18 protein-coding genes are annotated in these 22,172 nt (G+C 61.2%); 12 read left to right on the plus strand and 6 right to left on the minus strand.

Annotation, left to right across the window (positions count from 1 at the left end; translation table 11 throughout):
- Positions 1-112 precede the first annotated feature (112 nt).
- From LVD08_RS01785 to gcvH, 3 genes are all read left to right on the plus strand, one after another.
- A complete protein-coding gene (locus LVD08_RS01785) occupies positions 113-1,729 on the plus strand; it encodes an ABC transporter permease (protein WP_247267244.1) in 1,617 nt (538 codons plus the stop codon).
- Positions 1,730-1,885: 156 nt separating this feature from the next.
- Positions 1,886-2,968: a glycine cleavage system aminomethyltransferase GcvT gene (gene gcvT / locus LVD08_RS01790; protein ID WP_027610497.1), complete on the plus strand. Its 1,083-nt coding sequence runs from the start codon at positions 1,886-1,888 to the stop codon at positions 2,966-2,968.
- A 49-nt stretch (positions 2,969-3,017) separates the two neighbouring features.
- Complete coding sequence (gene gcvH, locus LVD08_RS01795; RefSeq protein WP_247267245.1) at positions 3,018-3,401, plus strand: glycine cleavage system protein GcvH; 384 nt, start codon at positions 3,018-3,020, stop codon at positions 3,399-3,401.
- A 56-nt stretch (positions 3,402-3,457) separates the two neighbouring features.
- On the opposite strand, the gene LVD08_RS01800 is transcribed toward gcvH, so the two are convergent.
- Positions 3,458-4,600: a DegT/DnrJ/EryC1/StrS family aminotransferase gene (locus tag LVD08_RS01800; protein WP_247267246.1), complete on the minus strand. Its 1,143-nt coding sequence runs from the start codon at positions 4,598-4,600 to the stop codon at positions 3,458-3,460.
- A 156-nt stretch (positions 4,601-4,756) separates the two neighbouring features.
- On the opposite strand from LVD08_RS01800, the gene gcvP reads away from it, so the two are divergent.
- The gene (gcvP, locus tag LVD08_RS01805; protein WP_247267247.1) at positions 4,757-7,630 is read left to right on the plus strand and encodes an aminomethyl-transferring glycine dehydrogenase; all 2,874 of its coding nucleotides are present in this window, start codon (positions 4,757-4,759) and stop codon (positions 7,628-7,630) included.
- 106 nt (positions 7,631-7,736) lie between these two features.
- On the opposite strand, the gene LVD08_RS01810 is transcribed toward gcvP, so the two are convergent.
- The 3 genes from LVD08_RS01810 to LVD08_RS01820 form a co-directional block, all read right to left on the minus strand.
- On the minus strand, positions 7,737-8,057 hold the full coding sequence (locus LVD08_RS01810; RefSeq protein WP_169843014.1) for a DUF2388 domain-containing protein: 321 nt from the start codon (positions 8,055-8,057) through the stop codon (positions 7,737-7,739).
- Positions 8,058-8,122: 65 nt separating this feature from the next.
- Positions 8,123-9,907, minus strand: coding sequence for a GspE/PulE family protein (locus tag LVD08_RS01815; RefSeq protein ID WP_247267248.1), 1,785 nt, complete (start codon positions 9,905-9,907; stop codon positions 8,123-8,125).
- A 90-nt stretch (positions 9,908-9,997) separates the two neighbouring features.
- Positions 9,998-10,336, minus strand: coding sequence for a hypothetical protein (locus LVD08_RS01820; protein WP_096796142.1), 339 nt, complete (start codon positions 10,334-10,336; stop codon positions 9,998-10,000).
- A 126-nt stretch (positions 10,337-10,462) separates the two neighbouring features.
- Here LVD08_RS01820 and LVD08_RS01825 point away from each other — a divergent pair, with 126 nt between their 5' ends.
- Positions 10,463-10,933, plus strand: coding sequence for an Lrp/AsnC family transcriptional regulator (locus LVD08_RS01825; protein ID WP_247267249.1), 471 nt, complete (start codon positions 10,463-10,465; stop codon positions 10,931-10,933).
- A gap of 135 nt (positions 10,934-11,068) precedes the next feature.
- Here LVD08_RS01825 and LVD08_RS01830 read toward each other — a convergent pair whose 3' ends face one another.
- Positions 11,069-12,439: a CYTH domain-containing protein gene (locus LVD08_RS01830; protein ID WP_096796143.1), complete on the minus strand. Its 1,371-nt coding sequence runs from the start codon at positions 12,437-12,439 to the stop codon at positions 11,069-11,071.
- A 156-nt stretch (positions 12,440-12,595) separates the two neighbouring features.
- On the opposite strand from LVD08_RS01830, the gene argE reads away from it, so the two are divergent.
- Both argE and argA read left to right on the plus strand, forming a co-directional pair.
- Positions 12,596-13,750, plus strand: coding sequence for an acetylornithine deacetylase (gene argE / locus LVD08_RS01835; protein ID WP_247267250.1), 1,155 nt, complete (start codon positions 12,596-12,598; stop codon positions 13,748-13,750).
- Between the two features lie 266 nt (positions 13,751-14,016).
- A complete protein-coding gene (argA, locus tag LVD08_RS01840; RefSeq protein WP_007967974.1) occupies positions 14,017-15,315 on the plus strand; it encodes an amino-acid N-acetyltransferase in 1,299 nt (432 codons plus the stop codon).
- Between the two features lie 51 nt (positions 15,316-15,366).
- Here the strand turns inward: argA and tauA are convergent, their stop codons facing one another.
- Positions 15,367-16,362: a taurine ABC transporter substrate-binding protein gene (gene tauA / locus LVD08_RS01845; protein WP_247267361.1), complete on the minus strand. Its 996-nt coding sequence runs from the start codon at positions 16,360-16,362 to the stop codon at positions 15,367-15,369.
- Between the two features lie 364 nt (positions 16,363-16,726).
- Between tauA and LVD08_RS01850 the strand changes: the two genes are divergently transcribed.
- The 5 genes from LVD08_RS01850 (at position 16,727) to ssuD (ending at position 22,164) form a co-directional block, all read left to right on the plus strand.
- A complete protein-coding gene (locus LVD08_RS01850) occupies positions 16,727-18,076 on the plus strand; it encodes an OprD family porin (protein WP_247267251.1) in 1,350 nt (449 codons plus the stop codon).
- A gap of 294 nt (positions 18,077-18,370) precedes the next feature.
- A complete protein-coding gene (locus LVD08_RS01855; protein WP_007967980.1) occupies positions 18,371-19,009 on the plus strand; it encodes a peroxiredoxin in 639 nt (212 codons plus the stop codon).
- A gap of 317 nt (positions 19,010-19,326) precedes the next feature.
- Positions 19,327-19,920 (plus strand): NADPH-dependent FMN reductase, encoded by a 594-nt coding sequence (ssuE, locus tag LVD08_RS01860; protein WP_096797603.1) that lies wholly within the window; start codon positions 19,327-19,329, stop codon positions 19,918-19,920.
- Between the two features lie 89 nt (positions 19,921-20,009).
- Positions 20,010-20,990, plus strand: a complete 981-nt coding sequence (locus LVD08_RS01865; protein WP_247267252.1) for a sulfonate ABC transporter substrate-binding protein — start codon at positions 20,010-20,012, stop codon at positions 20,988-20,990.
- Between the two features lie 25 nt (positions 20,991-21,015).
- A complete protein-coding gene (gene ssuD, locus LVD08_RS01870; RefSeq protein WP_003229262.1) occupies positions 21,016-22,164 on the plus strand; it encodes an FMNH2-dependent alkanesulfonate monooxygenase in 1,149 nt (382 codons plus the stop codon).
- Positions 22,165-22,172: the final 8 nt, after the last annotated feature.

Here is a 22,172-nt window from a genome sequence, read left to right on the forward strand (position 1 = left end):
AATTGAACTGTTAATCTCCTGCGGCTGCTTCGCAGCCGAGCGGGAGCAAGCTCCCTCGCCACAACATGTGGTCGACGTCGAATGGGCGTTGGCCCTCTTGCAGAGAACCCCCTTGGCCCACCCCGCCCAACGCCGCTGGTATCCCATCGTCCTCGCCATTGCCGCGCTGGTGCTGTTGCCCCTGAGTGTCCTGCTGCTGTCGTGGCAGACCATCGATCAGCAGATCTGGTCGCACCTGTGGGAAACCCAGATGCCGCGCCTGCTCGGCAACACCCTGACGCTGGTGCTCGGCGTTGGCGTCGGTGTGACGCTGCTCGGTGTCAGTCTGGCGTGGCTCACCAGCCTCTGCGAATTCCCCGGACGGCGCTGGCTCGACTGGGCGCTGATGCTGCCGTTCGCCATCCCGGCCTACGTGCTGGCGTTCGTTTTCGTCGGTCTGCTGGACTTTGCCGGCCCGGTGCAAACCCTGTTGCGTGAATGGTTCGGCAGCGGCTTGCGCTTGCCGCGAGTGCGCTCCACTGGTGGGGTGATTGTGGTACTGGTGCTGGTGTTTTATCCCTACGTCTACCTGCTGGCGCGCACCGCGTTTCTCGCGCAGGGCAAAGGCTTGATGGAGGCGGCGCGGGTACTCGGGCAATCGCCATGGCAGGCGTTCTGGCGGGTGGCGTTGCCGATGGCGCGTCCGGCGATTGGCGCCGGTGTGGCGCTGGCGCTGATGGAGACGTTGGCGGATTTCGGTGCTGTTTCGGTGTTCAATTTCGACACCTTCACCACCGCCATCTACAAGACCTGGTACGGCTTCTTCAGCCTGCCGAGCGCCGCGCAACTGGCGAGCCTGTTGCTGCTGGTGGTGATGCTGGTGCTCTATGGCGAGCGGCGCGCCCGTGGCGCCAACCGGGCGAGCAACGAGCGCCCCAGGGTCAAGGCGTTGTATCAGCTGCGCGGGCTAAAGGCGTTCGCGGCGACCGGCTGGTGCACGTTGGTGTTTGCCTGCGCGTTCGTGATTCCGTTGCTGCAACTGCTCGTATGGTTCTGGCAGCGCGGGCGCTTCGATCTCGATGAGCGTTATGCCGGGCTGATCCTGCACACCCTGTATCTGGGCGGCATGGCGGCGTTGATCACCGTCAGCGTCGCGCTGCTGCTGGCGTTTGCCCGACGTCTGGCGCCGACCCCGGCGATCTGCTCCGGGGTCAGTCTGGCCAATCTTGGTTATGCGCTGCCGGGTTCGGTGCTGGCGGTATCGATCATGCTGGCATTCAGTTATCTCGACCGCGAACTGATTATTCCGCTCTCGGGCTGGCTCGGCGGCGCCGGCAAGCCGCTGCTGCTGGGCAGTCTGGCGGCGTTGCTGATGGCCTATCTGGTGCGCTTTATCGCGGTGGCCTACGGACCACTGGAAAACAGTCTGGCGCGTATACGGCCTTCATTGCCCGAAGCGGCACGTAGTCTGGGTGTCAGTGGGCCGCGACTGTTTTTCAAAGTGTATCTGCCGCTGTTGCTGCCCGGCACACTGAGCGCGGCGTTGCTGGTGTTCGTCGATGTGCTCAAGGAAATGCCCGCGACCCTGCTGATGCGCCCGTTTGGCTGGGACACGCTGGCGGTGCGGATCTTCGAAATGACCAGTGAAGGGGAATGGGCGCGGGCATCGCTGCCGGCGCTGACCCTGGTGTTGGTCGGCCTGTTACCGGTCATCGGCCTGATCCGCCGCTCGGCGCACCGAAACACTTAGTCGTCAGTCCTGAATCATGCGGCTACAATGCGCGGCATTCGGTGCGGTTCGTCTGACAGACCCGTTCGCTGAAATCGGCTGAAAGCCTTCTATTTCGAGGCTTTCACCCCGTACAGCGGCTGTCCGCACCTTCGCCACGCCCGGAAGGAGAAACCCATGGGACAGCGTACGCCTCTGTATGACCTGCATCTCGCCCTCGGCGCGAAGATGGTCGATTTTGGCGGTTGGGACATGCCACTGCATTACGGCTCGCAGGTCGAGGAACACCACGAGGTGCGCCGCGATTGCGGGGTGTTCGATGTTTCCCATATGACCGTTATCGACATTGACGGCCCCCAGGCCAAGGCCTGGCTGCAGCATTTGCTGGCCAATGACGTCGAACGCCTGCATCGCCCCGGCCGCGCGCTCTACAGCACGATGCTCAACGAACGTGGCGGCATCGTCGACGACATGATCGTCTATCGCCTCGAAGACCGTTATCGTCTGGTGTTCAACGCCTCCACTCGTGACCAGGATCTGGCGTGGATGCAGGCGCAGGTCGCCGGTTACGACGTGCATCTGCACGAGCGTCAGGATCTGGCGATGCTCGCCATTCAAGGCCCGCAGGCCCGGCAGAAGATTGCCGAACTGGTGACCCAGTCCCGCGCCGCACTGATCCAGCACCTCAAACCGTTCGAAGCCGAAGTCGATGGCGACTGGTTCATCGCCCGCACCGGTTATACCGGTGAAGACGGCCTGGAAATCGCTTTGCCGGCCGAGCAGGCGCCGGGATTTTTCAACGATCTGGTCGGTGCCGGCATTTCTCCCATCGGCCTCGGCGCCCGCGACACGTTGCGGGTCGAGGCCGGGATGAACCTCTACGGCCAGGACATTCATCAGGATGTCTCGCCGCTGGCGTCCAATATGGCCTGGAGCATCGCCTGGGAACCAGCCTCGCGGCAGTTCATCGGTCGCTCGGCTCTGGAAGCGGAAAAAGCCGCCGGCGTTGCGCACAAACTGGTGGGTCTGGTGCTTGAGGAGCGCGGTGTTTTGCGCGCCCATCAAGTGGTTCGTATCGCCGATGTTGGCGAAGGAGAGATCACCAGTGGTAGTTTCTCTCCTACGCTAAGCAAATCGATTGCCCTGGCGCGTGTACCGATGGCTACCGCCGACCGCGCCGAAGTGGAAATCCGTGGCAAGTGGTATCCGGTACGAGTGGTCAAACCGACCTTCGTGCGCCATGGTAAAACCTTGATCTGACCTTTTCCGGCGGGCCTGACCGCTGACAATTTTCTTGAGGACACCGAGCATGAGCAATATCCCCGCTGAACTGCGTTTTGCCGAAAGTCATGAATGGGCACGCCTGGAAGCCGACGGCACCGTTACCGTGGGCATCAGCGATCACGCGCAGGAAGCGCTGGGCGATGTGGTGTTCGTTGAGCTGGCCGAAGTCGGCAAAGTGTTTACTGCCCGTGATACAGCAGGTGTTGTCGAGTCGGTGAAGGCCGCTTCCGACATCTACTCCCCGGTCGGCGGTGAAGTGATCGCCGTCAACGAAGATCTGAGCGGCTCTCCGGAACTGCTGAACTCCGACCCGTACTGTGCGTGGATCTTCAAGCTCAAGCCAAGCGACAAGGCCGAGCTGGACAAGCTGCTGGACGCCGCTGCCTACAAGGCTGCCATCGGCGAATAAGCAGAGTGTGATACTGCAAAAGCCCCGATCTCTCGGGGCTTTTTTGTGGGCGTCGATCAGGCGTCGCGCAATACCGCTTTCACCGCCGCCACCGAACGCTCGACGTCGTCCTTGATCATGGTGGTGAACATCGGCAATGACACGATCAAGCGTCCAACGCGCTCGGCAACTGGCAACATGCCTTCCTTGAAACCGCGCTCGCGGTACAGACTCAGCAAGTGAATCGGTGGGTAGTGATAGCCGATGCCGATGCCTTTGGCCTGCATCTGCTCCATGAACGTGGCGCGGGCCGGCAAGCCGTCCTTGCGCTCCGGCAGGACCAGTTGGAACAGGTGCCAGTTGCTCTGGGTGAAGTCCGCCGGTGGCAGTTGGGCGCCATAAGTCGCTTCAAAGTCATCGCCAAAACATTTGAAGTAGTGCCGGGCCAGTTCCTGACGATGGGCGGTCAGCGCCTCGATATGGGCGAACTGGCCGAGGCCGATGGTGGCGGCGATGTCGGTCATGTTGAACTTGCCACCGAGCACATCGACGTCCAGACCATCAAAGCCGTTGCGGGTCACGCCCTGCAGGCGGTACTTCTCCGCCAGTCGCGCCTCTTCCGGGGTGTTCAGCACCAGGCAGCCGCCCTCGGAACAGGTGACGTTCTTGTTCGCCTGAAAGCTGAACGACACGAAATCGCCGGTGGCGCCGATGCGCTGGCCGTTCCAGCTCGAACCCAGGGCCTGAGCGGCGTCTTCGACAATGCGCAAGTTGTGTTTGCGGGCGATGGCGTACAAGCGTTCCATGTCCACCGGCAGGCCGGCGAGGTACACCGGAATCACCGCTTTGGTGCGCGGGGTGATGGCCGCTTCCAACTGGTCCAGATCGATGTTGCGGGTCACCGGATCGATGTCGGCAAACACTGGTGTGGCGCCGACTTCGAGGATCACGTTGGCGGTGGCGACCCAGGAAATCGGCGTGGTGATCACTTCGTCACCCGGCCCGATGCCGGCGATGCGCAAGGCGATTTCCATGGTGCAGGTGCCGGAGTTGAAGGTGCGCACCGGGCGTCCGCCGAAGTACTCCGACAACTGTGCTTCAAAGGCCTGGACCTTCGGCCCGCTGGTGATCCAGCCGGAACGCAGCACATCGCCGACGGCGGCAATCGTGGCTTCATCAATGACAGGTTTGGAAAACGGCAGGAACGGCAGTTGGTTCATGAGGATTGGATCATCCGAAGGTTGGACGCCTGATGCAGGCGCTACAGCATGCCCCGGAACCCCCTCTGCCGCCAAGCCGTGCGCGTCGGGATCGGCTGCTATGCTGGTTTGACCGTGTTGCATTGACGCCGAGCGCCAGCCAAGAGAGAGCCCGTCATGTCCCAGTTGCCATCCTTGAGCCAGTTACGTGACCCCGAAGCCTTCCTGCGCCGCCATTTGGGGCCCGACGCCGCCGAGCAACAGGCGATGCTCGACAGCCTCGGTCTGGGCAGCCGGGTCGAACTGATCGAGCAGACGGTGCCGCCGGGCATTCGCCTGAATCGGGCGCTGGACTTGCCGCCGGCCCTTGATGAGCAGGCGGCGCTGGCCAAGCTGCGCAGCTACGCCGAGCAGAATCAGGTCTGGACCAGCCTGATCGGCATGGGTTACCACGGCACGGTGACGCCGACGGTCATCCTGCGCAATGTGCTGGAAAATCCTGGCTGGTACACCGCCTATACACCGTATCAACCGGAGATCGCCCAAGGCCGTCTCGAAGCGCTGCTGAATTTCCAGCAACTGACCATCGACCTCACCGGGCTTGAACTGGCCAACGCCTCGTTGCTCGACGAAGCCACCGCCGCTGCAGAAGCCATGGCGCTGGCCAAGCGTGTGGCGAAGTCGAAGAGCAATCTGTTTTTCGTCGATGAGAACTGTCATCCGCAAACCATCTCCGTGGTGCAGACCCGCGCCGAAGGTTTCGGCTTCGAGCTGATCATCGACGCTGTGGATAACCTCAACCAGCATCAGGTGTTCGGCGCGTTGCTGCAGTATCCCGACACTCACGGCGAGATCCGTGATCTGCGTCCGGTCATCGATCAACTGCACGCGCAGCAAGCGCTGGCCTGTGTCGCCACCGATCTGCTGAGCCTGTTGCTGCTGACACCGCCGGGTGAACTGGGCGCGGACGTGGTGTTCGGTTCGTCCCAGCGCTTTGGCGTACCGATGGGCTACGGTGGCCCGCATGCGGCGTTTTTTGCCAGCCGCGAGGAGTACAAACGGGCGATTCCGGGACGGATCATCGGCGTGTCGAAAGACGCTCGTGGCAACGTCGCGTTGCGCATGGCCCTGCAAACCCGTGAGCAACATATTCGCCGCGAGAAGGCCAACTCGAACATCTGCACCGCGCAGGTGCTGCTGGCCAACATCGCCAGTTGCTACGCGGTGTATCACGGGCCGCAAGGCTTGAAACGCATCGCCCAGCGCGTGCACCGCTTGACCTGCATCCTGGCGGCGGGCCTTGAGCGCCATGGCATCCAAAGGATCAACGCACAGTTTTTCGACACCCTCACGCTGGAGGTTGGCGGCGCGCAGAGCGCGATCATCGACAGCGCCAAGGCTGCACAGATCAACCTGCGGATTCTCGGCCGTGGCCGAGTCGGCTTGAGCCTCGACGAGACTTGCGATGAAAACACGGTGGCCAAACTGTTCGACGTGCTGCTCGGTGCCGATCATGGTTTGAACGTCGACGACATTGACGCAGAAGCACTGGTTTCCGGCATTCCCGACCAGCTGCAGCGCAACACGCCGTACCTGCGCCACCCGGTGTTCAACGCGCATCACAGCGAAACCGAGATGCTGCGCTACCTCAAGCAACTGGAGAACAAGGATCTGGCGCTCAACCAGTCGATGATCCCGCTGGGCTCCTGCACCATGAAACTCAACGCCACCAGCGAGATGATCCCGATCACCTGGCCGCAGTTCGCCAATCTGCACCCGTTCGCGCCACGGGAACAGGCGGTCGGTTACACCTTGATGATTGAAGAACTGGAGCGTTGGTTGTGCGCGATCACCGGGTTCGATGCGATCTGCATGCAGCCCAATTCCGGCGCTCAGGGCGAGTACGCCGGGCTGCTGGCGATTCGCAAATATCACGAGAGCCGGCAGCAGGGCGCGCGGGATATCTGCCTTATCCCCTCCTCGGCCCATGGCACCAACCCGGCCTCGGCGCAGATGGCCGGGATGCGCGTGGTGATCGTCGAGTGCGACGAGGCCGGCAACGTCGATCTGGACGACCTGAAAACCAAGGCTGCCGCGGCGGGGGACAAGTTGTCGTGTCTGATGGCGACCTATCCATCGACTCACGGCGTGTACGAGGAGGGCATCAGCGAAATCTGCGAAGTTATCCACAAACACGGCGGGCAGGTGTACATGGATGGCGCCAATCTCAATGCACAGGTCGGGCTGGCGCGGCCGGCGGACATCGGCGCCGACGTGTCGCACATGAACCTGCACAAGACTTTCTGCATTCCCCACGGCGGTGGCGGGCCGGGCATGGGGCCGATCGGTATTCGCGCGCATCTGGCGCCGTTCGTCGCCAATCACCCGGTGGTGCCGATTGACGGCCCGCTGCCACAGAACGGCGCGGTCAGTGCGGCGCCGTGGGGCAGTGCGAGCATTTTGCCGATCAGCTGGATGTACATCGCGATGATGGGGCCGCAACTGGCGGATGCCAGCGAAGTGGCGATCCTCGCCGCGAACTATCTGGCGCAGCATTTATCCGGCGCATTCCCGGTGCTCTACACCGGGCGCAACGGGCGGGTGGCCCATGAATGCATTCTCGATCTGCGGCCGTTGAAGGCGCAGACCGGGATCAGCGAAGAAGACGTCGCCAAGCGTCTGATGGACTATGGCTTCCACGCGCCAACCATGTCATTCCCGGTGCCGGGGACGTTGATGGTCGAGCCGACCGAGAGCGAGTCCAAGGCCGAACTCGACCGGTTTATCGGCGCGATGCTGAGCATCCGCGCGGAAATCACCGAAGTGCAGAACGGCAACTGGCCGGCGGAAGACAACCCGCTCAAGCGTGCACCGCATACCTTGGCGGATGTCACTGGCGTCTGGGAGAGGCCTTACAGCATCGAACAGGGCATCACCCCGGATGCGCACACCAAGGCGCACAAGTATTGGCCGGCGGTGAATCGGGTGGATAACGTTTATGGGGATCGCAATCTGTTTTGTGCCTGCGTCCCGGTAGACGATTACCGCTGATCTTCAGGCAACACGCAGAGCCATTGTGGGAGGGCGGCGTGGTGAATTCGACATTACGGGCAAAAAAATGCCGCTCGATCGAGCGGCATTTTTGTTGGCGCCCTGCTTACTCGGAAGCCACTGCGTTCTTCGCCAGAATCGCATTCGCCAGTTCCATGTCCGTGGCCTGCAGGCCCGGATTGTCGGCGCGGACTTTCTGCATCGCCGCTTCCAGGTACGGCCCACGGATGCCGCCATCGCTGGCGACGAAGCTACCCGCATCGTCCTGTGCGGCAACGATCAGCTTGTGATCCTTGAAGGTCAGGTAGGTCGAACCGGTGGTGGCGCCGGACGAAATGACGTTACGCCAAAAGCTGTCGGCCATCGCTGAACCAACGGGAAGGGACAGCAAGGCAAGGGTGGCGACAGCAAGTTTGAGACGCATGATTGAGTGACTCCTGGGGGTTAACTACGGCGTTGGATAACGATTCGCCAATCCGGTTCCGTAGTGGCCTATTTCTGCTCGCTTTGCGGCGTGACCCGCAGCACTTCTTCGAGGGTGGTCAGCCCCGCCGCGACCTTCTGCGCACCCGACAGGCGCAGGCTGCGCATGCCTTCCTTGAAGGCTTGCCGGCGGATGGCGGTGAGGTCGGTGTCGGGGGTGATGAGCGCTTTGAGGCTATCGCTCAACTGCATGATTTCGTAGACCCCGGCGCGCCCGCGATAACCGGTGTCGCGGCACTCCAGGCAACCGATAGCGCGTTGCGCATTGCCCGGCAGCGGCGCCTGCCACGGGCGGGTCAGGGTCTGCCAGTCTTCCTCTTCCAGCGTCAGCGGCGCCTTGCAGTGCGGGCACAGGGTGCGCACCAGGCGCTGGGCCATGACCCCGAGCACCGTGGCTTTGATCAGATAGTGCGGCACGCCGAGTTCCAGTAGCCGGCTGATCGCGCTGGGGGCATCGTTGGTGTGCAGGGTCGACAGTACCAGATGGCCGGTGAGAGCAGCCTGAATCGCCATTTCCGCGGTTTCCAGGTCGCGGATCTCGCCGATCATGATGATGTCCGGGTCTTGCCGCATCAGCGCACGCACGCCGGCGGCGAAGCTCAGGTCGATGTTGTGCTGCACCTGCATCTGGTTGAACGCCGGCTCGACCATTTCGATCGGGTCTTCGATGGTGCAGAGGTTGATCTCCGGCGTCGCCAGTTTCTTCAGCGTGGTGTACAGCGTGGTGGTCTTGCCCGAGCCAGTGGGCCCGGTCACCAGAATGATGCCGTTGGGCTGGCGGGTCATGTCCTGCCAGCGGCGCAGGTCGTCGGCGGAAAAGCCCAACTGATCGAAGTCCTTGAGCAGCACTTCCGGGTCGAAGATCCGCATGACCATTTTTTCGCCAAACGCGGTGGGCAGCGTTGAGAGCCGCAGCTCCACCTCGCCGCCGTCCGGGGTTTTGGTCTTGACCCGGCCGTCCTGGGGTTTGCGCTTCTCGGCGACGTTCATCCGCCCGAGGCTTTTCAGGCGGCTGACGATCGCCATGGTCACCTGCGGCGGGAATTGATAGACGTTGTGCAGCACGCCGTCGATGCGAAAGCGCACGGTGCCCTGTTCGCGGCGCGGTTCGATGTGGATATCGCTGGCGCGCTGCTGGAAGGCGTACTGGAACAGCCAGTCGACGATGTTGACGATGTGCGCGTCGTTGGCGTCCGGTTCCTGATCACTGGCGCCGAGGTTGAGCAGTTGTTCGAAGTTGCCGAGGTTGCCGTTTTGCTGATCGGCGTTGTTGGCGCCGCTGACCGATTTGGCGAGGCGGAAGAACTCGACGCTGAAGCGCTGGATGTCCACCGGGTTGGCGACGACCCGTTTGATCGGCAGCTTCAGCACGTGGGTCAGGTCAGCCTCCCAACCGGTGACGTAGGGCTGGGCGCTGGCCACGACCACCGCATCGCGGTCGACCGCCACCGCGAGTATCTTGTGGCGTTGGGCAAAGGCGTAGGACATCAGCGGGGTGATGGCCGCAACGTTGATCTTCAACGGGTCGATGCGCAGGTACGGCTGGCCGGCCTGCTGCGCCAGCCACAGGGTCAGGCTTTCCAGGTCCAGATGTTTGCCTGGACGGCTGAGGTCATCCAGTTGCTGGCTGGCGATGAACTCCAGCGGATGTTGCTGGCCGTGGGGCGCGTGGCGGCGGCGGGCGTTGAGCGCCTGCTCCGCCGAGTCCTGGCTGATAAAACCCTGGGCGACCAGTTCACGCAACACATCGTTGAGATCCAGCCAGCGGTCCTGAGTGGCGAGTTGAACGGACATGCGGGCTCCTTTTGAACGACTGTGCGCAAAGGATAGTCGTGGCCCCGCAGACTGTTGGGCCACTACCCGACAAAGCCGTTGCCGGATTTTTCAGCCGGACGCCTGGGCTGGCGCAGCCCACGCCGTGTCGGCGTCTTGCAGGTTCACCGAGCAGACGCTGATCAGGTTACGAAGTTTTTCCGCAATCACCTGGGCGCGATGCCAGCTCAGACCATCAATGACGATATCGATCGACAGCAGATCGTCGAGCCGCTCGACGTGGACCTGTTGCGGCGTGAGGAATTGCAGCGCAAACAGATTCAGCACCCGCACCAACAGATCCGGCTCGGCCTCGGCAAGCAGTTGATAACGCGCGCAGCAGTGCGCGTTGTTGACGTTCCACACATCGGCGCGGGGCGCGGGGGTATTCACGGCTTCGAGGTGAGGCATGTCCGGTCTCCAGAGTCAGTGGAGGAATTTTTACATTCGGTGTCGGGCATTTCTTGTCTAAGATGAGCGGATTCGCGGATTGCTCGACTATAACGATTCGCAAAATGATCATTTTGAGGATTGATTATGCACAGCGAACTGGACAGCTACGACCGGCGGATTCTCGCCTTGCTGCAACAGGACGCGTCACTGTCCAGCGCGCAGATCGCCGAGCAGGTGGGACTGTCGCAGTCGCCGTGCTGGCGGCGGATTCAGCGGATGAAGGAGGAGGGGATCATTCGCGGGCAGGTGACCTTGCTTGATCGCAAGAAGATCGGCCTGAACACGCAGATCTTCGCCGAGATCAAACTCAACGCCCACGGGCGTTCGAACTTCACCGAATTCACCGAGGCGATTCGCGGCTTTCCGGAAGTGCTGGAGTGTTATGTGTTGATGGGCGCGGTGGATTTTCTGTTGCGGATTGTCGCGGCGGACATCGAGGCGTATGAGCGGTTTTTCTTCGAGAAGCTGTCGCTGGTGCCAGGGATTCAGGAGGTGAACTCGATTGTGGCGCTGTCGGAGATCAAGTCCACGACCAGCCTGCCAGTTTTGCGCTGATGCCTCTGTGGCGAGGGAGCTTGCTCCCGCTGGGCTGCGAAGCGGCCCCAAAATCTGCAATTGCAGGAATTGGAAGTCCTTCGGCCTCCAGCGGGAGCAAGCTCCCTCGCCACAGTTTTCAGGTGTTGCTGAGCATCACATGCGCAGCAGCATTTTCCACGCGCGATTCTGATAAACCGCAATCGCCTGCTGCTTGCGCGCATCGAGCAGTTCGTCAGTGATGGTCGGTTCGTTGGCCAGTTGCGCCAGTTTGTTCAGCTCGCCGTACAGGCGATCCATTTCCGCGATCTCCAGCACGTTACGCGCGTGGTGCAGCCAGACCTGGATGCGTTCGATGCGCGGCAGTTGCTCGGCCAGATCTTCCGGCTGCTGCTGATAGCGCTGCAGTTGCAGGGACGTGGCTTCTTCGCCGAGCATGCGCGGCAGCCAGCTGTGCAGTTGCGCGGCGCCCTGGCGGTTGCCGCGGGTGTTGCGCTCGGCGGCCCAGGTACGGGCCAGCAGCCAGCGCGAAACCGTCAGCGAAAACAGGCCCCAGCGCGGGTCTTCCAGTTCTTCGAGGAACTGCTCCGGCGCCGCCTTGCGTACGTCTTCGTCTTCGATACCGACCTGCACGAGTGGGCGCCAGTCTTCCAGCAATGCATCCAGCGCCACGCGCAGGTCGTGAGTGGCCGGACGCGGTGCGGCCTGGCCGAGGCTGCTGAGCAGGGCGCGCATTTCCGCGAGGTTCTCGACCCAGTCCTGCAGCAGGCGCCAGTGGCCGTTGAAGCGATATTGTTCGGCCAGACGCTGGCTGCTGCCGAGCAAGTGCCAGGCCAGCGCGGCGAAGGCGTCGTCGAGTTGGGTTTCCGGGGTCAGTTGCGGCGCCGGCAGGCTCAGCGAGTAGCTGTTGGCGTCGTACAGACGGTAGCCGCGCTCGGCTTTGCTGATGTCGCAGGGCATCAGTGCCAGGGTTTCGGCCAGTTCGGCGGCCAGTTCCAGCAACGCGGCAGGCTCACCTTCGCGCAGCTCCAGTTCCAGCTCGCAGATTTCTTCTTTCTGTTTGCCGACCACCACGTGACCGAGGTCCAGCGCGGCTTCGATCACCACTTTGGCCTTGCCGCGGCCCCAGGCGATTTCCGCGCGCTCGCGGACGAAATCGGTGGTGAAGATCGGCTTCAGGGTTTTCTTGTCCAGCTCGGCCAGCGACTCGGGCCAGCATTCGCCGTCGAGTTTCTTCACGTCGAGCTTGGCTTTGGGCAATTTCCAGTCGTACTCATTACGCTCGGACAGACCGGCCACGCTCTGGCCGCGGGTCTTGAGGGTCTGAATCACTTCGTCACCGTCCTTGCGCAGACGCAGGGCGACTTTGGCCTGAGCCAGATCGCGCTCGGGGGTGTCGAAGTACTGGTTCATCAACTCACGGCGTTCCCAGCCATTTTTGTTGCGTTTTTTCAGTAGCGGGTGCTCGCGCAGGGCCGCGAGGGTTTCGCGGCTGACGCGGAGTTTGATTTCGGTTTCTTTCTGCATGGCCGGAAAATCCAGGATCGGGAGCGCAGCCGGGGGAATGTGTGGCTGCCAAGGCCGTGCAGTGTACAGGACTCAAACTTCCTACGCCCTGCGGCGGTTTATTCCGAGCGCCGGATGGCTCTATGATGGACTTCAAATCGGGAGTTGGAGTCAGCGATGCCTTTGCCATCCATGCAAGACCAGTTCGCGGCACTGATCGCCGCACCGTCGGTCAGTTGCACCCAACCGAGCCTGGATCAGTCCAACCGGGCGGTGATCGATTTGCTCGCCGGTTGGCTGGGTGATCTGGGCTTCAGCTGCGATATCCAGCAGGTCAGCCCCGGCAAATTCAACCTGCTCGCCAGTTTCGGCAGTGGCCCCGGCGGCCTGGTCCTGGCCGGGCACAGCGATACCGTTCCTTATGACGATGCGCTGTGGCAGACCGATCCGCTGAAACTCACCGAAGTCGATGGTCGCTGGGTTGGCCTGGGCAGTTGCGACATGAAGGGCTTTTTAGCGCTGATCATCGAAGCCGTGCAGCCGCTGCTCGAGCAACCGTTCAAGCAACCGCTGCTGATCCTCGCCACTTGTGATGAAGAGAGCTCGATGTCCGGTGCCCGGGCGCTGGCCGAGGCCGGCAAGCCACTGGGCCGTGCGGCGGTGATCGGCGAGCCGACCGGGCTCAAACCGATCCGCATGCACAAGGGAATCATGATGGAGCGCATCGATATCCTCGGGCAGAGCGGCCATTCGTCGGATCCGCGTCTGGGCCACAGCGCCCTCGAAGCGATGCACGATGCCATTGGCGAACTGCGCGGTTTGCGTCTGCTATGGCAGCGTGAATTCAACAACCCGCAGTTCAGCGTTCCACAGCCGACCATGAACTTCGGCTGTATTCATGGCGGCGACAATCCGAATCGCATCTGCGGCCAGTGTTCGCTGGAGTTCGATCTGCGCCCGTTGCCGGGCATGGACCCGAAAGTCCTGCGTGCGGAGATTCTGCGCAAGCTCAATCCGGTTGCGGAACGTCATCAGGTGAAGATCGACTACCAGCCGTTGTTCCCGGAAGTGCCGCCATTCGAGCAGGCCGAAGACGCCGAATTGGTGCGCATCGCTGAAAAGCTCACCGGCCACAGTGCCGAAGCAGTAGCGTTCGGCACCGAAGCGCCTTATCTTCAGCGCCTTGGCTGCGAAACCATCGTGCTCGGCCCCGGCGACATCGCCTGTGCACACCAGCCCGGCGAATACCTTGAAATGTCACGTTTGCAGCCTACCGTGCATCTATTGCGGCAGTTGATTGAACATTACTGCCTGAACCCGGACAAACGATGATGTCCACCTGTGGGAGCGGGCTTGCTCGCGAAAGCGGTGTATCAGGTATATCGATGTCGACTGACTCACCGCTTTCGCGAGCAAGCCCGCTCCCACAGGGGGACGGTGTTTTGTCAGATCAAACGCTGTAAATTGCCAGCACCCCAACCCGTATTCATGAGGAGAGCGCGCGTGTCGCCAAGCCTGTTCCGACGATAACCATCAGCCCGCTGTGCGTTTTCCGTTTCGCCCTTTTTTCGGCTGCTATTTATTACAGGCCCAGGTTCATGCCCGAATACGTCAATTGGCTTCGTCACGCGTCCCCTTACATCAATGCCCACCGCGACTGTACCTTCGTCGTCATGCTGCCCGGCGACGGCGTGGAGCATCCGAACTTCGGCAACATCGTCCACGACCTGGTGCTGCTGCACAGCCTCGGCGTGCGCCTGGTGCTGGTCCACGGTTCGCGCCCGCAGATTGAAACCCGCCTCGCTGCGCGCGGCCTGACCCCGCACTACCACCACGGCATGCGCATCACTGATGCGGCGACGCTGGAGTGCGTGATCGACGCGGTCGGTCAGCTGCGTATCGCTATCGAAGCGCGGCTGTCGATGGACATGGCCTCGTCGCCGATGCAGGGCTCGCGCTTGCGGGTGGCCAGCGGCAACCTGGTGACCGCGCGGCCGATCGGCGTGCTTGAAGGCGTCGACTATCACCACACCGGTGAAGTGCGCCGGGTCGATCGCAAAGGCATCAATCGTCTGCTCGACGAGCGTTCGATCGTGCTGCTGTCGCCGCTGGGCTACTCGCCGACCGGGGAAATCTTCAACCTCGCCTGCGAAGACGTCGCCACCCGCGCCGCCATCGACCTCGGTGCCGACAAGCTGCTGCTGTTCGGCGCCGACCTCGGTCTGATCGACGAGAACGGCAAACTGGTGCGCGAACTGCGTCCGCAACAGGTGCCTGCGCATCTGGCGCGTCTGGGCAATAACTATCAGGCGGAACTGCTGGATGCTGCTGCCGAGGCTTGCCGTGGCGGTGTCGCGCGCAGCCATATCGTCAGCTACGCCGAAGACGGCGCGCTGCTGACCGAACTGTTCACCCGCGACGGTGGCGGCACACTGGTCGCGCAAGAGCAATTCGAGCTGGTGCGCGAGGCGGCGATTGAAGACGTCGGTGGTTTGCTCGATTTGATCAGTCCGCTGGAAGAGCAGGGGATTCTGGTACGTCGTTCGCGCGAGGTGCTGGAGCGCGAGATCGAGCAGTTCAGCGTGGTCGAGCGCGAAGGGATGATCATCGCCTGTGCGGCGCTGTACCAGATTGCCGATTCGGATGCCGGTGAGCTGGCGTGCCTGGCGGTGAATCCGGAGTATCGCCACGGTGGTCGCGGCGATGAGCTGCTGGAGCGCATCGAGACCCGTGCCCGGGCGCAAGGGTTGAAAACCCTGTTCGTCCTCACCACCCGCACGGCGCACTGGTTCCGCGAGCGCGGGTTCGAACCTAGCAGCGTCGAGCGCCTGCCGGCGGCGCGAGCGTCGCTGTACAACTATCAGCGTAACTCGAAGATCTTCGAAAAGACCCTCTGAAGATTACCGAGGGATTCTTGTGGCGAGGGGATGAATCCCCTCGCCACCTATTCAATTGTTTTCGGTTACAAACTTTGCACTGACGTACGGCGAGTAGTCCGGCAGCACCGTCTCGACCTTGCCTTGTTCCTTCAAAAACTTCGCCGTCTCACCAATCGCCTTCGCCGTACCGCCTTCCAGCAGTGCAGTTGATTGCTGCGCCTTGGCATCAGGGAACGCGGAACCTGCGAGCAATTCCGGCACATCGGCGGCATTGGCACCCGTCAGTTTTGCGATTTTCTGCACCGGCGCCGAGTCCGCTGTCCAGCTGTCTTTATGGCTGGCGTAATCGGCAAACGCGTCTAGAGTGACCTTGGCAAACTTGGCCACCACCTCAGGATGCTTCTCGGCGTAGTCCTTGCGCGCGACCCAGACTTCGAAGGTCGGTGCGCCCCATTGGCCGACTTGAGCGGCATCGGTCAGGGTCTTGCCGCTCTTGCGGATTTCCCCCAGCGCCGGCGACCAGACGAACGCGCCATCGATATCCCCACGCTTCCAGGCTGCTGCGATTTCCGCCGGCTGCAGGTTCACCACTTTGACTTTGCTGGTGTCCAGACCCCAGTGCTTGAGTGCGCCGAGCAAGCTGTAGTGGGAGGTGGAAACAAAGGGCGTGGCGATGGTCTTGCCGACCAGGTCCTGCGGGGTGTTGATCCCGCTGCCATTGCGCACCACCAAGGCTTCGGCGGCATTGATCTGCGCCGAAACAATAAAGGCAACAATCGGCAGGTTTCGCGAAGCCGCGGCGGCCAACGGGCTGGAACCGAGGTTGCCGATCTGCACATCGCCGGAGGCAATGGCTGTCACAACTTCCGGGCCACTATTAAAGCGTCGCCAGTCGATCTTCTGGCCGATGGTTGTTTCGTAAGTGCCGTCGGCCTGGGGGACTTTGCTGGGGTCGATCCCGGTTTGATAACCGATGGTGAGGTTGCCAGCGTGCGCGGAAAAACAAATCAGTGCTGACACACAAACTGTAACAAATTGACTAGATAGTGCGCGTTTAGCCATCATGGCGTCGCCTTTTCGATAGGGTTTGACGAATTGGGGTTGCGCCAAAGCTAATCGATATAAAAAAAGGCTAACAAATACCATTTAGGAATGAGCTTAGTCGCCGATACGTTGTATCCGGGCGAAGATGGCTAGATAGTGGCCATATTCCCGAATGATATGAAAAAGAATGAATAAATTCTTTTTGGGTTTATCAGGAAATCTTTACTCTGCACGGACCAAATCACTGCGATTAGACCTTGGTCGTAGACACACAAGGTTACGATTGACTTGTCAGTCACGGTCTGGCGCTAATCGCGCATCTTAGGATCCAGGGCATCAGACCCCGGGCCAGGAACACAAGAATTAGAAACGAGAGGAGCTTTACATGAACAAGTCCACCTTGGCCCTGGCTGTGGCCGTAGGGGTTATGGCGCAGCAGGCAGGCGCCGCCGGTTTCATCGAAGACAGCAAGGCCACTCTGGGCTTGCGCAACTTCTACATCAACACTGACAACCGTGACTCCGGCACCAAAGCGGCTGGCGCGCAGAACAAGAACGAAGAATGGGGCCAAGGCTTCGATCTGCGTTTCATCTCCGGTTACACCCAAGGCACCGTAGGCTTCGGTATCGACGCCATCGGCCTGCTGGGCGTGCGCCTGGATTCGGGCGGCGGCACCAACGGTGCAACCTCGACTTCCTACGGTGGCACTGTGTTCCCGAGCAAGTCCAACGGCGAAGCTGTTGATAACTTCTCGAGCCTGGGCCTGACCGCCAAGGCCAAGATCTCCCAGACCGAACTGAAGCTGGGTACCCTGCAGCCGAAGAACCCGGTCATCGTGACAAACGACGGTCGTCTGCTGCCACAAACCTGGCAGGGTGGCCAGATCACTTCCGGCGAGATCAAGGACCTGACCCTGGTCGCTGGTCAGATCGAAGCAGTGAAAGGTCGTAACTCCAGCAACAACGAGAACCTGTCCGTTGGTGGTGCGAACGCTCGCGTTGCCAACAGCAACAAATTCTACTACGCCGGTGGTGACTACAAAATCACCAAGGACCTGACTGCCCAGTACTACTACGGCAACCTGGAAGACTTCTACAAGCAACACTTCCTGGGTCTGGTTCACAACTGGGCAATCGGCCCGGGCGTGCTGAAGTCTGACTTCCGCTACTTCCACAGCAGCGACGACGGCGCCAACGGCAACACCGCAGCCTACTTCGGCAACGGTAACTACGTCGGCAACGTCAGCGGCAAAGGTCCGATCGACAACAATCTGTACAGCGGCCTGTTCCTGTACACCGTTGAAGGCCACACCTTCGGTGGCGGCTACCAGGTTTCCAACGGCAGCTCCGACTTCCCTTGGCTGAACCAGGGCGACGGTTCGTCGAACTACACCATCACCGACATGCAGATCCAGAAGTTCGGTCGTGCCGGCGAGAAAACCTGGCAAGCACGCTACTCGTATGACTTCGCCAAAGTCGGCCTGCCAGGCCTGACTGCCGGTGTGGTCTACCTGCGCGGCGACGATATCGACACCGTTGGCTCCAACCGTCGTGAAAACGGCACCGGCGCTTCCGAGTGGGAACGCGACCTGACCGTCGGTTACGTGATCCCTGAAGGCCCGGCGAAAAACCTGGGCTTCATGTGGAAAAACGCTACCTGGCGCAACGACGTCCCAGGTCAGCGCGACCAGGATGAAAACCGCCTGATCGTCAGCTACTCGATCCCGCTGCTGTAATAGCGCGTCTCGATTCGCTGATGTAAAAAAGCCCCGTCCGGCATCGCGCCGGGCGGGCTTTTGCATTTTCGGGGCAGGCTCACCCCCCTCAGCCTGTTCCCGAATTCCCCCTTTTGCCGCTACTCAAGGCCTTCTCGAACCTTGAGGGCGATGTTCGTCGCGATGCGGGCGAGCGTCCAGTGAACGATGTTTAATATTCATTTAAATTCTAAATATCTGCTTATTTATTCTTTTTCATGATGTCGAATCCCGAGCTACAGTTGAGTTCTCCAACAACTCATCAGGAGCAGCACCATGAGCCTCAGACTCGGCGACATCGCCCCCGACTTCGAACAGGATTCCAGCGCCGGCAAGATTCGTTTCCACGAGTGGCTGGGCGATAGCTGGGGCGTGCTGTTCTCCCACCCGGCCGACTTCACCCCGGTATGCACCACCGAGCTGGGCTTCACCGCCAAGCTCAAGGATGAGTTCGCCAAGCGCGGCGTCAAAGCCATCGCGCTGTCGGTCGACCCAGTGGACTCGCACCACAAGTGGATCGAAGACATCAACGAAACCCAGAACACGATCGTCAACTTTCCGATCCTGGCCGATGCCGATCGCAAGGTTTCCGACCTCTATGACCTGATACACCCGAACGCCAACGACACCCTGACCGTGCGTTCGCTGTTCGTGATCGATCCGAACAAGAAGATACGCCTGACCATCACCTATCCGGCGAGCACCGGGCGCAACTTCCACGAGATCCTGCGGGTGATCGATTCGCTGCAGCTCACCGACAACTACAAGGTGGCAACTCCGGCCAACTGGCAGGACGGTGAAGAGGTGGTGATCGTGCCGTCGCTCAAGGACGAGGAAGAGATCAAGCGGCGCTTCCCCAAAGGCTATCGCGCGGTGAAACCATACCTGCGCCTGACGCCGCAGCCGAATAAGTGAATCAGTGAGATTGGCGGTGTAGCCACCACCGACATTGCGAGCAGGCTCACTCCTACATTTGAAATGCGTTCCCCTGTAGGAGTGAGCCTGCTCGCGATGGCGTTAGTCCAGCCACCACGGAACCACAAAGCAGGGGATTTCAGGCCGTTTTCACGGCCTGTTTTTTTGCCCGGAACAAAGCAAATCGCATATCTCTTAAAAGAATAACCAAATGAATAAATATGATTTATGGATATATAAATCAGCTGGTAAGGTCACTCCCATCGAAGCGAGATCGCAACCCGCGAATCGCCTGTAACGCTTAAGGAATTGTCTCAATGCTGGTCGTCTCACTCGGTGGCAGTCCTAGCCAGCGCTCCCGCTCAGGAGTGTTGCTCGAGCGCTCGCAACGCTGGTTGCAGGCGCAAGGGGTGGAAGTGGTGAGTTATCAGGTGCGGGACTTCCCGGCCGAAGATTTGCTCCACGCCCGCTTCGACAGCCCGAAGGTGCTCGACCTGCTGGCGCAGATTGAAAACGCTGACGGTCTGCTGATCGCCACGCCGGTGTACAAGGCGTCGTTTTCCGGGGCGCTGAAGACCGTGCTCGATCTGCTGCCGGAACGCGCCTTGAACCACAAGATTGTTCTGCCGATGGCCACCGGCGGCAGCATCGCCCACATGCTGGTGGTCGATTACGCGCTCAAGCCCGTGCTGTCGGCATTGAAAGCCCAGGAAATGCTCCAGGGCATTTTCGCCGAGGACAGCCAGATCGCTTACGGCGAAGGCAGCGCCCAGGCGCAACTGGCGCCAGCGCTGGAACAGCGTCTGCATGAAGCACTGGATCAATTTGTCAGTGCCATGGCCCGCCGGCCGAAACCGCTGGAGCCGGGCCTGTTGAATGAACGTTTATTGAGTGCTCGCTGGAGCATTTGAGCTTCACCCGAATTTGCTCCACTCACCTTACTCAGCCGCTAACGGCCAAGCAGGTGCAGCCAAAACCCAACAGCAAAAAGGAGAGCGCTATGCGCACTGTATTTTTGCGTCGTGGTCTGGTCGCTCTGTTTGCTGCGGCTGTGTCCTTCGGCGCCATTACTCAAGCTCAAGCCGAGACATTGCGGATCGGTTATCAGAAGTACGGCACGCTGGTGCTGCTCAAGGCCAAAGGCACTCTGGAAAAGCGTCTGGCCGCACAAGGCGTGGACGTGCAATGGACTGAATTCCCCGGCGGCCCGCAACTGCTCGAAGGCCTGAACGTCGGCTCGATCGACTTCGGCGTGACCGGTGAGACTCCGCCAGTGTTTGCCCAGGCTGCCGGCGCTGATCTGCTCTACGTCGCTTACGAACCGCCAGCGCCGAACAGCGAAGCGATCCTCGTACCGAAGGATTCGCCAATCAAATCGGTAGCGGATCTCAAGGGCAAGAAAGTCGCCCTGAACAAAGGCTCCAACGTGCACTACCTGCTGGTTCGCGCATTGGAAGATGCCGGTCTCAAATACTCCGATATCCAGACCGTGTTCCTGCCGCCGGCCGATGCCCGCGCTGCGTTCGAGCGTGGCAGCGTCGATGCCTGGGTGATCTGGGACCCGTACCAGGCCGCTGCCGAGCAACAGCTGCAAGCGCACACCCTGCGTGACGGCAAAGGCATCGTCGACAACCATCAGTTCTACCTCGCGACCAAACCTTACGCGCAGAAAAATCCCGAAGTGATCAAGACCCTTGTCGAAGAAGTGCGCGCCGTTGGCGAGTGGTCCAAAGCCAACCCTGAAGACGTGACCCAGCAGGTCGCGCCACTGCTCGGCCTGCCGGCGGACATCACCCTGACCTCGGTGAAACGCCAGGGCTACGGTGCGTTGTTCCTGACCCCGGACGTGGTCGCCGCGCAACAGAAAATCGCCGACACCTTCTACCAGCTCAAGCTGATTCCCAAGCCGTTGAGCATCAAGGATGTGATCTGGACACCACCGGCCGCTGTGGCCCAAAGCTCGGTTAGCCAAACCCAGTAAATCGAATCCCCAAGGAGACCACTCCATGAGCCTCAACATCTTCTGGTTCCTGCCTACCCACGGCGACGGCCATTACCTTGGCACCGCCGAAGGCGCCCGCGCCGTTGACCACGGTTATCTGCAACAGGTCGCGCAAGCGGCGGATCGTCTGGGCTTTGGCGGCGTGCTGATTCCCACCGGCCGTTCCTGCGAGGACTCGTGGCTGGTCGCCGCGTCGCTGATCCCGGTGACCCAGCGTCTGAAGTTCCTTGTCGCCCTGCGCCCCGGGATCATTTCCCCGACGGTGGCGGCGCGGCAGGCAGCGACGCTGGATCGTCTGTCCGGCGGTCGTGCGCTGTTCAACCTGGTGACCGGTGGCGATCCGGAAGAGTTGGCCGGTGATGGTCTGTTCCTCAACCACGAAGAGCGTTATCAGGCCTCGGTGGAATTCACCCGGATCTGGCGTCGGGTGCTGGAAGGCGAAACCGTCGATTACGACGGCGAACACATCAGCGTGAAGGGCGCCAAGCTGCTCTATCCGCCGATCCAGCAACCGCGTCCGCCGCTGTACTTCGGTGGCTCCTCCGAAGCGGCGCAGGATCTGGCTGCCGAACAGGTCGAAATGGTACTGACCTGGGGCGAACCGCCAGCCGCAGTGGCCGAGAAGATCGAGCAAGTGCGCGCCAAAGCCGCCAAGCTCGGGCGTACCGTGCGCTTCGGCATTCGTCTGCATGTGATAGTGCGCGAAACCAACGCCGAAGCCTGGCAAGCGGCCGACCGGCTGATCTCGCATCTGGACGATGACACCATCAAACGTGCGCAAGCATCGCTGGCGCGCTTCGACTCGGTCGGTCAGCAGCGCATGGCCGCGCTGCACGGCGGCAGTCGCGACAACCTCGAAGTCAGCCCCAACCTGTGGGCCGGCGTCGGTCTGGTGCGTGGCGGTGCTGGCACCGCGCTGGTCGGCGATGGTCCAACCGTGGCCGCCCGCGTGAAGGAGTACGCGGATCTGGGTATCGACACCTTCATCTTCTCCGGTTATCCACACCTCGAAGAATCGTACCGCGTCGCTGAACTGCTGTTCCCGCACCTCGACATCGAGCGCCCGGAACTGCCGAAAAGCGCCGGTTATGTCAGCCCGTTCGGCGAGATGGTAGCCAACGACATTCTTCCCAAAGCCGCGTCGCAGAGCTGAGGCGCGCC

It is taken from the genome of Pseudomonas sp. YL2 (assembly GCF_023063025.1).
Taxonomy (GTDB): domain Bacteria; phylum Pseudomonadota; class Gammaproteobacteria; order Pseudomonadales; family Pseudomonadaceae; genus Aquipseudomonas; species Aquipseudomonas putida_A.

Coding starts and splice junctions, on each gene's coding strand:
- gcvT (WP_027610497.1), top strand. CDS start 1,886: ATGGGACAGCGTACGCCTCTGTATGACCTGCATCTCGCCCTCGGCGCG.
- gcvH (WP_247267245.1), top strand. CDS start 3,018: ATGAGCAATATCCCCGCTGAACTGCGTTTTGCCGAAAGTCATGAATGG.
- LVD08_RS01800 (WP_247267246.1), bottom strand. CDS start 4,600: ATGAACCAACTGCCGTTCCTGCCGTTTTCCAAACCTGTCATTGATGAA.
- gcvP (WP_247267247.1), top strand. CDS start 4,757: ATGTCCCAGTTGCCATCCTTGAGCCAGTTACGTGACCCCGAAGCCTTC.
- LVD08_RS01815 (WP_247267248.1), bottom strand. CDS start 9,907: ATGTCCGTTCAACTCGCCACTCAGGACCGCTGGCTGGATCTCAACGAT.
- LVD08_RS01820 (WP_096796142.1), bottom strand. CDS start 10,336: ATGCCTCACCTCGAAGCCGTGAATACCCCCGCGCCCCGCGCCGATGTG.
- LVD08_RS01825 (WP_247267249.1), top strand. CDS start 10,463: ATGCACAGCGAACTGGACAGCTACGACCGGCGGATTCTCGCCTTGCTG.
- LVD08_RS01830 (WP_096796143.1), bottom strand. CDS start 12,439: ATGCAGAAAGAAACCGAAATCAAACTCCGCGTCAGCCGCGAAACCCTC.
- argE (WP_247267250.1), top strand. CDS start 12,596: ATGCCTTTGCCATCCATGCAAGACCAGTTCGCGGCACTGATCGCCGCA.
- argA (WP_007967974.1), top strand. CDS start 14,017: ATGCCCGAATACGTCAATTGGCTTCGTCACGCGTCCCCTTACATCAAT.
- tauA (WP_247267361.1), bottom strand. CDS start 16,362: ATGATGGCTAAACGCGCACTATCTAGTCAATTTGTTACAGTTTGTGTG.
- LVD08_RS01850 (WP_247267251.1), top strand. CDS start 16,727: ATGAACAAGTCCACCTTGGCCCTGGCTGTGGCCGTAGGGGTTATGGCG.
- LVD08_RS01855 (WP_007967980.1), top strand. CDS start 18,371: ATGAGCCTCAGACTCGGCGACATCGCCCCCGACTTCGAACAGGATTCC.
- ssuE (WP_096797603.1), top strand. CDS start 19,327: ATGCTGGTCGTCTCACTCGGTGGCAGTCCTAGCCAGCGCTCCCGCTCA.
- LVD08_RS01865 (WP_247267252.1), top strand. CDS start 20,010: ATGCGCACTGTATTTTTGCGTCGTGGTCTGGTCGCTCTGTTTGCTGCG.
- ssuD (WP_003229262.1), top strand. CDS start 21,016: ATGAGCCTCAACATCTTCTGGTTCCTGCCTACCCACGGCGACGGCCAT.